Origin of the sequence: Hominisplanchenecus faecis, from assembly GCF_020687205.1 — a bacterium.
Classification (GTDB): domain Bacteria; phylum Bacillota; class Clostridia; order Lachnospirales; family Lachnospiraceae; genus Hominisplanchenecus; species Hominisplanchenecus faecis.
In genome coordinates, this window is sequence record NZ_JAJEQE010000026.1 from 1 (window position 1) to 14816 (window position 14816).

General features: G+C 44.7%; 9 protein-coding genes. 2 read left to right on the plus strand and 7 right to left on the minus strand.

The window, feature by feature from the left end; translation table 11 throughout:
* Positions 1–109: 109 nt before the first annotated feature.
* The 6 genes from codY to sigK all read right to left on the minus strand — a co-directional run bounded on the left by codY (position 110) and on the right by sigK (position 7270).
* On the minus strand, positions 110–904 hold the full coding sequence (codY, locus tag LKD42_RS08605) for a GTP-sensing pleiotropic transcriptional regulator CodY (protein ID WP_022118873.1): 795 nt from the start codon (positions 902–904) through the stop codon (positions 110–112).
* A 162-nt stretch (positions 905–1066) separates the two neighbouring features.
* Entirely contained in the window at positions 1067–3142 is a 2076-nt protein-coding gene (topA, locus tag LKD42_RS08610; protein ID WP_248835445.1) for a type I DNA topoisomerase, read from the minus strand.
* 72 nt (positions 3143–3214) lie between these two features.
* Positions 3215–4387 (minus strand): DNA-processing protein DprA, encoded by a 1173-nt coding sequence (dprA, locus tag LKD42_RS08615; RefSeq protein ID WP_226911816.1) that lies wholly within the window; start codon positions 4385–4387, stop codon positions 3215–3217.
* Positions 4338–5861 carry a YifB family Mg chelatase-like AAA ATPase gene (locus LKD42_RS08620; protein WP_248835446.1) on the minus strand — a complete coding sequence of 508 codons (1524 nt, stop codon included), beginning with the start codon at positions 5859–5861 and terminating at the stop codon, positions 4338–4340. The genes dprA and LKD42_RS08620 overlap by 50 nt, the downstream gene beginning before the upstream one ends.
* 113 nt (positions 5862–5974) lie before the next feature.
* On the minus strand, positions 5975–6505 hold the full coding sequence (locus LKD42_RS08625; RefSeq protein ID WP_173887176.1) for a 4'-phosphopantetheinyl transferase family protein: 531 nt from the start codon (positions 6503–6505) through the stop codon (positions 5975–5977).
* A gap of 114 nt (positions 6506–6619) precedes the next feature.
* Entirely contained in the window at positions 6620–7270 is a 651-nt protein-coding gene (gene sigK / locus LKD42_RS08630; RefSeq protein WP_147631621.1) for an RNA polymerase sporulation sigma factor SigK, read from the minus strand.
* A 176-nt stretch (positions 7271–7446) separates the two neighbouring features.
* On the opposite strand from sigK, the gene LKD42_RS08635 reads away from it, so the two are divergent.
* On the plus strand, positions 7447–8646 hold the full coding sequence (locus LKD42_RS08635) for a metallophosphoesterase (protein WP_248835447.1): 1200 nt from the start codon (positions 7447–7449) through the stop codon (positions 8644–8646).
* A gap of 250 nt (positions 8647–8896) precedes the next feature.
* Positions 8897–13459: a glycoside hydrolase family 2 TIM barrel-domain containing protein gene (locus LKD42_RS08640; RefSeq protein ID WP_248835448.1), complete on the plus strand. Its 4563-nt coding sequence runs from the start codon at positions 8897–8899 to the stop codon at positions 13457–13459.
* A 122-nt stretch (positions 13460–13581) separates the two neighbouring features.
* Here the strand turns inward: LKD42_RS08640 and LKD42_RS08645 are convergent, their stop codons facing one another.
* A complete protein-coding gene (locus LKD42_RS08645; RefSeq protein ID WP_248835449.1) occupies positions 13582–14808 on the minus strand; it encodes a peptidase U32 family protein in 1227 nt (408 codons plus the stop codon).
* Positions 14809–14816 lie beyond the last annotated feature (8 nt).

Genomic DNA, 14816 nt, shown 5'->3' on the forward strand with positions numbered 1-14816 from the left:
GAGCGTTTATCTCAGTCGGAGATTGTACTCCCACTGAGAAAGACTTGTTATTACTCACCACTTGCAGAAGTGGGAGTTTTCTCGACTGAGATAAAACAATTTTACGTGCTTATCCCTGGGCGTTCTCTTTTCGTTTCTTTTTAATATCATCCAGTTCCTGAAATACCACATCATTCAGGACTTTGATGTACGTTCCTTTCATTCCGGAGGAACGGGACTCAATCACACCTGCACTTTCAAATTTCCGAAGTGCATTTACAATAACCGAACGTGTGATTCCGACACGGTCTGCGATCTTGCTGGCTACCAGAATGCCTTCTGTTCCGTCCAGTTCATCGAAAATATGGATGATCGCCTCAAGTTCTGAGAAAGAAAGTGTACTGATAGCTGATTTTACGATTTGAACTTTACGATTCTCCTCCGCATTCTCTTCATGCACAGAACGCATCATTTCCAGACCGACCACGGTCGTACCATACTCGCTGAGGATGATATCATCAATATCATATCCTTCTCCGCATTTGTACATAAATACCGTACCGAGACGCTCTCCTGCAATATCGATCGGATTGATAATCGCCTGATATTTTTTCACATCTCCGCTTTCAAATCCCAGTGTCTCCAGATTGACATTTTCTTTTGTAGATAAAACACCCAGAAAACGTTCATTCAGAAGTTCATCAATGTGGCCCCCAACTTCATCATCGATCAGTTCTTTGATTTCTTCTACGTTTGGTGTGATGCTGATTCCAAGTACTTTTCCTTTTTTGCTGATCACAAGCACATTGGACTCCAGAATTTCTGACAGTACTTCACAGATATCATTGAATACGACTTTACTGCTGTTGTTGTTGTGTAAAAGTTTGTTGATTTTTCGAGTCTTGTCTAATAACTGTACACTCATCGCTCTTCTCCCTTCTGCCTTTTTTGTCTTTTGCACGATTTCCCCTGCTATTCTTGGCATATTTTTAATTTATCATAATTCTTTTGAATTTTCAATATATTTAACGCAAAAAAGCTGCAAACAGCAGCTTTTTTTGCTTTTCTGGCGTGAAATTTCGCACAATTATTCTTTTTGAAATTTATTCTCAATATAACCGCATGCTTCATTGATGCAAAGAAGCTTATTTCCCTTCTCAACCATAATGCCTCCGCATTTCGGACATTTTTCTTTGGAAGGTTTCTGCCAGGACATGAAATCACAATCCGGATTATTTTCACATCCATAATACTTTCTACCCTTTTTGGTCTTTCGAAGCACAATGTCTTTGCCGCATTTCGGGCATGCCACACCGATCTTTTCCAGATAGGGTTTGGTATTTCGGCACTCCGGGAATCCCGGGCAGGCAAGGAATCTGCCATGCGGACCATATTTAATGACCATGTTGCGGCCGCACTCTTCACAGACAATATCGGTCACTTCGTCTTCAATCTTGACTTTTGCAAGTTCTTTCTCTGCATTTAAAACTGCTTCGTCCAGATCCGGATAGAAATTGCTGACAACCGTTTTCCAGTTGACCACGCCTTCCTCCACTTTATCCAGCAGAGATTCCATGTTTGCTGTAAAATTGACATCCACAATACTCGGGAATGCCTGTACCATGATATTGTTTACGACTTCTCCAAGTTCTGTCATATACAGGTTTTTATTTTCTTTTGCCACATAGCGGCGGTTGATGATCGTGGTGATCGTCGGTGCATAAGTACTTGGACGTCCGATTCCAAGCTCTTCCAGCGTTTTGACAAGAGCGGCCTCTGTATAATGTGCCGGCGGCTGTGTAAAATGCTGCTTTTCCTCAAAACTCTTAAAGTTCAGCTGTGTCTCTGAGGAAATTTCTTTCACGAGAAGATTTCCCTCGCCCTTTTCTTCTTCGTCCTGCACATAAACTGCCATAAAACCGTCAAATTTTTTCTTGGAGGCGGATACATGGAAACGGTATCCGGCTGCATCGATTTTAACGGAAGTCGTAGTATACTGTGCATTTGCCATACGGCTTGCGGCAAATCGTTTCCAGATCAGCTGATACAGACGGAACTGATCTCTTGTGAGCGATTCTTTTAAAGCAAACGGTGTCCTCGTGATGTCCGTCGGACGGATTGCCTCATGAGCATCCTGGATCTTTTTACCGCTCTTTTTCTCCTGCACAGCTGCAGAAACGTATTCTTTTCCGTAGTTTTCTTCGACATAAGCTCTCGCTGATGCATCGGCTTCATCGGAAATACGCGTGGAATCCGTACGCAGATAGGTGATGATACCAACGGTCCCGCTGCCCTTTACATCCACTCCTTCATATAACTGCTGTGCAACACGCATGGTTTTCTGTGTGGAGAAATTCAGCACCTTGGAAGCTTCCTGCTGAAGCGTACTGGTTGTAAACGGAACCGGAGCTTTTTTGGTACGTTCTCCTTTTTTCACTTCCGCCACCTGGTACTTTGCACCTTCCAGCTTTTTCGTGATCGTATCCAGCTCTTCTTTTGAATGAATCGTTTTCTTTTCTTTTTCCGTACCGTAAAATCTGGCAGTCAGCGGTTTTCGCTCTCCCGGAATCGTAAAATCGGCATCCAGGGTCCAGTATTCTTCCGGTATAAAGGCTGCGATTTCTTCCTCGCGGTCTGCAATGATCCGTAGAGTGACAGACTGTACACGGCCTGCACTTAAGCCTCGTTTGACTTTCGCCCACAGAAGCGGACTGATCCGGTATCCAACCATACGGTCCAGCATACGTCTTGCCTGCTGTGCATCCACCAGATCCATATCGATCGCACGCGGATGTTTCAGAGATTCTTTTACAGCTGTTTTCGTAATTTCATTGAAGGTAATCCTGTGGATATCTTTTTCTTCCAGTTTCAGTGCCTTTGATAAATGCCAGGAGATTGCTTCTCCTTCGCGGTCAGGGTCCGTTGCAAGATATACTTTATCTGACTTTTTTACAGACTTGCGAAGTGCTGCCAGAATATCTCCCTTTCCGCGTATGGTAATATATTTCGGTTCATAATTATTTTCAACATCAAACCCCAGCTGACTTTTTGGCATATCACGTACATGTCCGTTTGATGCTGCGACATCATAGTTAGAGCCAAGAAATTTTTTGATGGTTTTTACTTTGGTAGGTGACTCAACAATAATCAGATATTTTGCCATATGTTTACCCCTTTTTCAACTGTTTACGCCCAAAATCGGTGCAACGGCTTTCACAGTGCTTATTGTTTTTCCTCAGACCTTCGAATAATGATTTTTTACATCCTCCGCAACAAGCCCGCACAGCATCAGGCGAACCAGTATTGCACTTACTTTCTGCGGGGTGAGGTTTGTCTCATCTGCTATGCTCTGAAGATTTTTCGCCTGAAATTCCAGAACACTATACACCAAATTTTCTTCGCTTTCAAGTGCAATGTATGTTTTTTTTGTGTTTGTATGATTTTTTTTCTTAATTTTAAGACGTTCCAGGATCTGATCTGTGGAGAGAAAAATGCCGGCTCCCTGGTCGATCAGGCGGTTGCATCCGGCACTGAGTGCATCTCCGGCTCTGCCCGGCAACACCATAACATCTCTGCCCTGTTCCAGTGCCTGATCTGCTGTGATGAGTGATCCGCTTTTTTCTCTTGCCTCTATCACGATCACCAAATCCGAAAGGCCACTAATAATGCGATTTCGCATTGGGAAATGAAAAGGAAGCGGACTGCTTCCCGGCGGATATTCCGATAAGACTCCTCCATTTTTCAGTAAATTCTGATACAGATCCCGGTTCTGCATCGGGTAACAGATATCCGGTCCGCATCCAAGTACCGCATAGCTCTTTCCGCCTCCTTTTATGGCAGCTCTCTGGGCAGTGCCATCGATTCCTCTTGCCATGCCGCTTACAAGTGAAATATCATATCCTGCCAGCTCTTCTGCGATCTTTACCGCAAAATGTCTGCCATAGGCACTGCACAGTCTGGCACCGACGATCGCCACGGTCTTCTCATTTTCCTTTGGAAGCTCACCTCTTATAAAAAGTCCGAACGGATAATCATAAATTTCTTTTAATTTCTGCGGATAGGATGTATCTTCACAGCTGATAAAACGTATGCCTTTTTTCTGCATTTCATTCCATGCCTTTTTCGCATCCCAGGCAGCTTTTTCACGAAAAAAGGCTTTCTTATGTTCTTCATTTTTCCAAAAAACTTCACCGATTTCTCTTTCATCGGCCTGCCATATTTCTTCCGGCGTACCGAAAAAATCCAGCAGCATCTGTTTTTCTTTTCTTCCAAAGCTTAAGATACTGCAAAGCCAGAACCATTTTTCTCTCCGTTTTTCATCCTCTGTTTTTTCTTCTTTTTCCTGCATCCCTTCTGTCTCACCTCCAGATCTGCCGCTGTTCAAAAATGCGGTAACCGATCGCCTCATACAGATGTTCTTCGGCAATCTGTTCTTTCTGCTCCATATCCGCAATAGTACGGGCTACCTTCAAAATCTTATGACACGCTCTTGCCGTAAGATCCATTTTCTCATAAGCATCCCGTAAAACTTTCTTTTCTTTTTCTCCGGTCCTACAATATTTTTTAATACCCGCCGCATCCAGATCGGCATTATAGCGATAACCGGTATCCCGATAACGCTCCCTCTGGATCTGCCCCGCCAGCTCAACTCTTTTTCGTATCGTCTTGGAATCTTCACTCTTCTTTTCACAGATCAGTGCATCGTAATCTACTCTTACGGCCTCCACACTGATATCCATGCGGTCAAGGATCGGGCGGCTGATCCGGCTCTGATAACGGCGTATCTCCGCCTCACTGCAGATACATTTCTCAAGATTGGGAAAATTCCCACACTTGCAGAAATTGGTGGCTGCAACGATCATACAGTCTGCCGGAAACACATAGCTCCCATACACTCTTGAAATATGGACTCTTCGCTCCTCCATAGGCTGCCGCAGGATTTCGATCGTTTCTCTTTTAAATTCTGCCAGTTCATCCAAAAACAGGACACCTTTATGTGCAAGACTGATCTCTCCCGGCCGCGGAATCCTGCCTCCGCCTGCCAGGGCAGAAGGCGATATGGTATGGTGCGGTGCACGGAATGGACGGTTTCTGATCAGCGCCTGTTGACTGGACAGTAAACCTGCCACACTGTAAATGGAAGATACTTCCAGACTCTCTTCCATTGTCAGGGACGGCAGAATACCCGGCATACATTTTGCAAGCAGCGATTTCCCGGCTCCGGGCGGTCCCATCATCAGAAAATGATGTCTTCCGCCGGCCGCAATCTCTGCGGCTCTCCTCACTGCACTCTGACCGTGAATATCTGCAAAATCAGGAATTTCTGTTTCTTCTATATTATATACATCTTTTTTGATTTTCCCGGGGATTGTGCCTTTCTGAAGATAGTGCAATACTTCTTTTAAGGTACTTACTCCGACAATGTGGATATCCGATACCATTTCTCCTTCTGTGCGGTTTCTCTCCGGCAGGATACAGGTATGACATCCGTTTTTTTTTGCCAGCTGAACAATGGGCAACGCCCCTTTGATCCCTTTGACTTCTCCATTTAATCCCAGCTCACCTGCCACCAGGACACCTTTTAAAGTCTCCATGGGCAAAAGCTGGTACGCTGCAAGAATGGCAAGTGCTACCGGAAGGTCATAGCTGCTGCCGTCTTTATGTATGTCTGCCGGAGAGAGATTGACTGTGATTCTTTTCGGACGAAGCTGGATTCCGCTGTTGCGAAATGCTGTCATAACCCGATCCTGTGCTTCTTTTACTTTCGCTGACAGATCTCCCACCATGGAAAATCCCGGAAGCCCTTCACTGACATCTGCTTCTACAAAAATCGGCAGACCCTGGATTCCGCAGATGGCTGCGGATAAGACTCTGCTGAACATATTCTTTTCTCCTTTGATTCGTTGTGATAATGTGCCGAAATGGCGGAAATAATGATAGATTGTTTCCAGTTTATCATATTTTCTTTTAAAATGCAACACTTTCTTTTCAAACGTTACAGATTATTGTTTTCATTTTCTTCCATATAAATAACAGAAAGGTTCGAAAGCATTTTTTTTGTTTTCAGACAGACTGCCGCCTGAAAATCTTCTCCGTCCAGAAAGAAAAAATGATACACTTCCTCATAGGTCTTTCCATCGAGCACTTCGGAAAGATCCAGATTCGAAAGCTTCTGCCGGATGCCTGTTCCGATGCATTTCAGATAACTTTCTTTTGCCGTCCAGATTTTGCTGAAATATCTGATCTGCACGGCAGGATCTTCGATTGCGAGTAACATCTTTTTTTCATTTTCATGGCATACCGCACGGATCAGACGTTCCGTCGGATGGATCAGACGTTCTATGTCCACGCCAAGCGGTGTTTCTGCAATCCCGCATAAAATGCCGGCATCCGCATGACTGTAATTAAAACAAATCTCCGGGTATTCCGGAAAGTAAGGCTTTCCGTAGATTCCTTTTCCAATAGCCGGCAGTTCCTTTAACGAATATTCTTTTCTGATGCCGTAAAGGAGTACTCTTTTTGCCATATTGCTCTGTATTTTATGCCGTGCGGCACTTTTTTCCATTCTTTCTTTTGTTCTCATAAGATAGATCACGTTCTTTTCCTCCTTCGCACAGTGTAACACGCTTTTTTTTTCCTGTCATCTGCTTTCGCGTATGCCTGTTTTTCCTTTTTCCCGAAAACAGGAACGCAGTTTGCTCAGGGCATTTTTCTCAATCCTGGAGACATACGACCTGGAAATACCAAGTTTCTGTGCAATTTCCCGCTGTGTTGTTTCCTTCTGTCCAAAGATCCCATAACGCAGACTCAGTATCTGTCGCTCCCTTTCATTTAACTGTGCCATATAATGATACATTTCACGGATTTCCTGCTTTTTATTGATCATCTCTGCCAGGTCTGTATTTTTTCCTTCCACGATATCTACCAGGCAGATTTCATTTCCTTCTTTATCCATACCGATCGGTTCGTAGAGAGAGACTTCTTTTGAAGTCTTCTTTTTTAACCGCAGCATCATCAGCAGTTCATTGTCAATGCATCTTGCCGCATAGGCCGCCAGTCTGTTGTTTTTCGTATGATCAAAGGTCAGGACTGCCTTGATAAGGCCAACCGTCCCTATGGATATCAGATCATCTGCATCTTCATCCGGATGCTGATACTTTTTAGCCACATGGGCAACCAGCCTCAGATTACGTTCAATGAGAATCTGCTTTGCCTCCTCGTCGCCTTCTTTATACTTCTGGAGATAGTATTTTTCTTCTTTGACGGTAAGTGGTTTTGGAAATGTCTTCAAAGAAAAACCTCGAAGCAGATTTATATTATCATATGCTGATTTTCTTTTTGCTGTGCCTTTCCACTTTTTTCTTTTTTAATCCTGTGCTATACTGACAGAAAAGATATTGAGATCAAAAGGTCTTTTGACCCTGGCATCACAGAAAGTAAAGTTTCACGATCACAAAGGAGATTCTTATGGCCGCACTTTTTCTTGCACCCTTTTATCTTGCGGTGTGCTTTTATGTTTTAAACTGGATGTTAAAATGGATGGCCGTCTGCAATAATATTTTTGCTCTGGCTGCTTTCCGCTATGGATTTTCTGCCCTGTACATTCTGACAGCTACCACTTTGCTGTCTTCTTTTCTGATCAAAAAGCCGGATGGACTGCATCGGACTTTAAAACACATCAGCAATCTGTGGCTGGGCACATTTCTCTATGCCCTGATCGGTATCGGCATTGCAGATTTCATCCGCATCCTGCTCTATTTTTCTCCGCTTGCCGATGCTTCTTGGTTTCATTCCAAACTGATGTTTGCAGCCACCGGCTTTTTTACCGGCGTTCTGATCCTTTTTTTCAGTTTTTATGGATTTTTTCATGCCAAAAAACTCTACACAACAACCTGGAATATCTCCTCTGCCAAAAGCTGCAGCGGACATGACACTCTGAAGATTGCCCTGATTGCCGATCTGCATCTGGGCTATAACACAGACGAAATTTTTCTGAAACGCCTTGTAAAACGGATCAACAAACTGCAGCCGGATCTGATCATCGTGGCAGGGGATACGTTTGACAATGATTTTCATGCGATAAAACATCCTCAAAAATGTGCATCCATTTTATCCGCTCTGAAAAGCACGTACGGAACTTACTGCTGCTATGGAAATCACGATCTGGACGAGGCGATTCTCGCCGGTTTTACCTTCGGCGGACAGAAAGAAAATGCCGATGAACGGTTTGAGCAGTTTTTTCACGATGCCGGCATGACTCTGCTGGATGACGAAGTCCGTCTGATCAAGAACCACTTCTATCTAATCGGAAGAAAAGATCCTGCACGCTGCAAAAAACTGATTTCCGAAAAAGAACGCTTAACTCCGAATCAGCTTACACAACATCTGGACAAGTCCAAACCGATCCTGATCATCGACCATCAGCCAAAAGAACTTTCGCTTCTTGCGGATGCCGGTGCTGATCTGATCCTTGGCGGTCATACGCACAACGGGCAGCTTTTCCCCGGCAATCTGCTCCTGCCGCTGATGTGGGAGAATCCTTACGGTCTTCTGAAAAAAGGAAATGCCTACAGTGTTGTTACCTCAGGTGCCGGTGTATGGGGACCGAATATGCGTCTTGGAACAAAAAGTGAAATCTGTCTTGTAAAAATGCAGTTCCATTCTTGAACAGTTCTTCTTTAAGACAAATTTTCACCGATTTTATATGGTAATTGTGAAATCTTTTCACAGTTGCCATATTTTTTATTTTAGGTATGGTCATTTTTACCTGTTAGTGTTAAAATTGTAACACACGTTTGTACATCAGAAACAAATTTGCCCTTTTCAAGTCGAACGCATATGAGTTCTGGCATATTTGCACTCTGTATGCTACAACGTCTGCAACCAAAGATTCTATATTCATTCAAAGGAGAGTTCTATGAAAAAGAGAATGAAACAATTGATGGCCGTTATGCTGTCAGTTGCCCTGTGCGTTCCGGCAATCCCGGGTGCATATGGATACGCTGCCACTTCCGGCACGACCTTCACACAGGAAGAGGAAATTGCCCTTTCCGGACTTGGTTCCGAAAGAAGTACCCTTTTTAATGATGGATGGAAATTTTCCCTTTCTGATCCTTCCGGTGCAGAAAGCACCTCTTTCAATGACGGTTCCTGGGATGCCGTAACCCTTCCGCACGATTTCAGCATCAGCCAGAATTTCACAACATCCGGCGAAGCAGAAAGCGGATTCTTACCGGGCGGAACCGGATGGTACCGTAAAAGCTTTACCGTACCTTCAGGATGTGACGGAAAGTCTGTTATCCTGAGTTTTGACGGCGTTTATCAGAATGCCTATGTCTATGTCAACGGCAAACAGGTTGGTGAAAACCACTACGGATACACCTCTTTTGCTTTTGATATCAGCAAATATCTGGTATGCGACGGTCTCACAGACAACGTGATCGCTGTCAAAGTTGTCAACAAACTTCCTTCCAGCCGCTGGTATTCCGGAAGCGGTATCTACCGTGATGTAAAACTGATCGTTGCCGATCAAATCCATGTAAGCCAGAACGGCACACAGATCACAACCCCGGATATCGAAAATGGTGTCGGAACTGTTTCTGCAAAAGTAAAGGTTGCAAACAGTGGAACCTCTTCTGCAAACATCACTGTCCGCAATACCGTTTACGACAAAAAAGACCAGAAAGTTTCAGAGTCTGCCGAAACTACTCTGACGGTTGAAGCCGGTTCTTCTGCGGAAGCTTCTACAAACAACGTTGTCACCAATCCGTCCCTCTGGTCTTTGGATGATCCGACGCAGTACTATGTACGCACAGAGATCCTTTCCGGCGGCAATGTGATCGATACTTATGATACCGCATTTGGCTTCCGCTGGTATAAATTTACAAAAAATACAGGATTTTCTTTAAATGGTAAAAATGTAAAACTGAACGGTGTGTGCATGCATCACGATCAGGGAGCTCTCGGCTCTGCTGCCTACTACGATGCCATGTATCGCCAGCTTTCCATTCTGAAAGATATGGGCGTGAACCTGATCCGTGCTACACACAATCCGTATGACGAAGATTTCATCGATATCTGCGATGAACTTGGTATCCTTGTGATCGAAGAAGCTTTTGACGGATGGGAACTTGCAAAGAACGGAAACAGCAACGATTTCTCCGTTTACTTTAACAAGACTCTGACCGGTGACAATGAGATCCTGGACGGTGACACTTCCATGACCTGGGCAGAATTTGCCATCAAATCCATGGTAAAACGTGACCGCAACGATCCTTCTGTGATCCTCTGGTCTCTTGGCAATGAGATTGACGAGGGATGTTCCGGAAGTACTGCAAACTATCCGACCATCGCCGAGAACCTGATCAATTGGATCAAAGAAGTAGATACGCAGCATCCGGCGACTCTCGGAAGCAACCGCAAAACAACGATCGGAAATATTGCCGGTGCCATGGCTAAAGTTGTTGCAAGCGGCGGTATTGCCGGTTACAATTACGCAAGCAGCAGCGATCTTGACCGTCTTGCAGACTATAACGGCGGCGTGATCCTGGCAAGTGAGACTTCTTCAGCTACCAACAGCCGCGGTATTTATGTTTCTACCGCAAACAACCAGAACGTAGACGGCAAACTCCATCTGACATCTTATGATACTTCCAAAGTAGGCTGGGGTAAAACAGCCCATGACTCTATCTGGGATACCGTAACGAAAGATAAAGTTGCCGGCGAATGTGTATGGACCGGTTTTGACTACATCGGTGAACCGACTCCTTGGAACGGTACCGGCACTGGTTCCGTATCCGGCGGCAATCCTTATCCGAACAGCAGCTACTTCGGCATCGTTGAAACAACCGGTTTCCCAAAAGATACTTACTATCTGTATCGAAGCCAGTGGAAACAGGATGACACGACCCTTCATCTTGTAACTGCATGGGACAGCGACAATATGATCAACAAGAACGGCAAAACTCCGGTATGGGTTTACTCCAATGCTGCAAAAGTGGAACTTTACCGCAATGGCAAAAAAGTCGGTACTGCAACACGTAAAGTCAACACAACCGCAGCAGGTCATAAATATTATACCTACACAACACAGTCCGATGACAGCAGCGTATGTACAACTGGGTCCGGAACAAATTCCACATCTTTGTACAGTGTATTCAACGTAGCTTACGAAAAGGGAACGATCTCTGCAAAAGCTTACGATGAATCTGGCAAAGAGATCACAGAGGTGAACGGAACTTCTTCTGTCAGCACACCGGACGCACCGGCAAAGCTTGCTGTAAGCAAAGATAAAGAAACCATCACCGCTGATGGAAGCAGTCTTTCTTACATCACAGTAGATGTCACCGATGCAAACGGAAATCTGGACACAACTGCAACAAACAACATCCGCTTCACTCTGACCGGCGACGGTGAGATCGTTGGTGTTGACAACGGTGACCAGGCAACAGTAAGCAAATATCAGCAGGCTTCTGTCCTCACTGGCACAACTTCCGCAAACATCAATGCCTATGCCGGAAAAGCTCTGGTGATCGTACGTTCTACAAACAAAGCCGGAAACTTTACCGTAAAAGCAGAATCCGACAGTCTGACCGGCGGTGAAGCTACCGTAACAACCGTCAGTGCTTCGGATGGCAGCAACACTTCCATGACAAGCTACCGTATGACAAAACATCTGTATGCACCGGTCGGATCTTCTGACATTGAGCTTCCTGCAAGTGTGACTGCTTCTTATGCAGACGGAACAACAAAAACCTGCAAGATCACATGGGGCACCTATGACAAAGCATCTTTGAAAACAGCAGGTTCTTTCCGTATTGAAGGTTCCTTCACAGACGGAACAGAAACCGTAGATGTTTACATAACCGCACATATTTACGGCAAGATCAAAGTTGCAGAAAATTATTCCTGCATCACAAAACCAAATACCATTCCGGAACTTCCAAAAACTGCCATGACTTACTACGCAGACGGAACTGCTTTTGAAGCACGCGAGATTACCTGGGATATGAACGGTGTCACCGCAGATACTTTCAAAAATATTGGTGATATTGTAACCATCAACGGCAAGGTTTCTGCTTTTGGTGAGACCTACCCGATCACTGCAAGCGTACGTGTTGCAGAACCGGAGGTTGACAAATACGATAACGTGGCAACTGCTGCCCTGCATCTGACTGACAACGGACCATACAATGATACACTGAGAGCCATCATTGACGGAAATCGTTCTGACAATGGTTACAGCGACTCCCGCTGGAGTACCTGGGGCAAGCGAAACGATTCCACACACGGCGATGCTGTGATCACCATGGACTGGGCAACTGCGGTTGCTACCAACCAGATCAACCTGTTCTATTTCTATCAGCCAGCCACCGATTCTCTCTCTACACTGCCGACAAAGGTAAAATTTGAATATACACTGAGCAGTGGTTATGAAAACGGCGAAATTGTTTCCAATGACTGGAAAGAAATCACACCGGTCGGTGAACCGGAAGAGATCAATGATTCTTCTCTGCATCAGTGGACCAAAGGTCTGAGCTACAAATTTGCAGAAACGATCAACCCGATCGCAATCCGCATCACCTTCAGCTATACCGGTTACATCGGTCTGAATGAATGTGAGGTGATGAGTCCTAGCACTTCCTACTATGCAAAGACAAGTGCAGATTTAAGTGCAATCAAGATTGGCAATACCGAACTTACTCCGGGAACCGATAACAGCTTCGAGATCGAAGAAACTTCCTTTGACGGACTGAGCTTCACCAATCCGGAAAATGCTTCCGTCACCGTTATCCCGGTAAGCAACCGCGAAATCAAAATTGTTTCCGTAGCTGAAGACGGAAAGAGTCGCAGAACTTATTCTGTTGTTCTGAAAAATGTACCGCTGATCCCGGAGGAAACGGAAACTCCGGACTCTCCGAAAGAAACCGAAACTCCGAATACAAAAGAAACAGAGACTCCAAACACCAAACCGGACACACCTTCTACGGACAAACCGCAGACACCTTCCACTCCAGCTCTCAAAAAAGGTGACACCTTTAAGGTTAAAAACATCCAGTACAAAGTCCTGAATGTTTCCAAAAAGACGGTAGCCGTTGTCAAGGGAACAGACAGAAAACCGGGTAAAGTAACAAAAGTAACGATTCCAAACACTGTAAAAGATGCTGCAGGCAAAACCACCTTTACGGTAACTCAGATCCAGGCAAATGCATTTAAAAACTACAAAAATTTGAAATCTGTCATTATCGGAAAGAATGTTACGTCCATTGGCAAAAACAGCTTCTACGGATGCCAGAAACTTAAAAAAGTAACTTTCAAGGGAACTTCTGTAAAAACGATTAAATCCAAAGCCTTCAAAAAGACGGCTTCCAAAGTGACCGTAAGTGTTCCAAAGAGCATCCGGAACAATAAGAAAAAAGCGGCTGCTTTCCAGAAGAAGCTGACCAAGAGTGGCATGAGCAAAAAACTGAAGCTGAAATAAGAAAGTTTGATCATCATACAGCAAAAAAGATGCGAGTCCATTGCGGATTCGCATCTTTTCGTTTATAAAGGACTATTTTCTTTCATTTAATTGTTTTCTCATCTAAAGCTTTTTGGGTCATCTTACTCTTTTCTTCTTAAAATATCATATGCTTCTGCCCTGCCGCCTTCCAGCTCTATATGCAGGATCTGTTTGGAATGCGGTGCACTTTCCTGTTCTTCACCGTCCTCATTGAGGATCCTCTTTACTGTAACCTCTACATTCTGACCGTCCGGTTTCATGATCTCAATCTGTTCACCGACACTGAATTTATTTCTCTGCTCAATGCGACAGCGACCTTCTGCATCGACTTCCCCGACGATACCAAGATAGGTATATTCTTTCACGTAAGTATTGTTATCGTATATCTGCGTGTTCTCATCCGGTCTTCCATAAAAGAAACCGGTCGTGAACTGACGGTAGGTACAGCTTGCAATCTGTGTGCGGTACCACGGCATATGCTCTTCATAAAGTTTTGGATCTTCCAGATAATCATCGACCGCTTTGCGGTACGTTCTTGCAACCGTTGCCACATAGAGGGCCGTTTTCATTCTGCCTTCGATCTTAAAGCTGTCAATCCCCGCATCAAGCAGATCCGGGATATGTTCGATCATGCAAAGATCCTTGGAATTAAAAATATAGGTGCCTCTTTCATTTTCATAAACCGGAAGATACTCACCCGGTCGTTTCTCTTCCACAACTGCATATTTCCAGCGACACGGATGCGTACAGGCTCCCTGGTTGGCATCTCTGCCTGTAAAATAACTGCTGAGCAGACATCTTCCGGAATAAGAAATGCACATAGCTCCATGCACAAAGGTCTCAATCTCCAGACCCTCCGGAATGTTTGCACGGATCTCTTTGATTTCCTGCATGGAAAGCTCCCTTGCAGAAACCACTCGCTTCGCTCCCAGTGTATGCCAGAAATGATAGGTAGCATAGTTTGTGTTATTCGCCTGGGTACTGATATGGCGTTCGATTTCCGGACAGATACGTTTTGCGATCTCAAACACCCCCGGATCGGCAATGATCAGTGCGTCCGGTTTCACTTCTTTTAATTCTCTGAAATATTCCTCAACGCCCTCCAGATCCCGGTTGTGTGCCAGGATATTGGCTGTCACGTAAACTTTCACGCCATGCTCATGGGCAAAGGCAATGCCCTCTTTCATATCTTCCATCGAAAAATTCTTGGCTTTTGCACGCAGTCCAAATGCTTCGCCTCCAATGTAAACGGCATCCGCTCCAAAGATGACCGCCGTCTTTAATACTTCCAGGCTACTTGCCGGCACCAGCAATTCCGGTTTCCTCATCGTTCTTC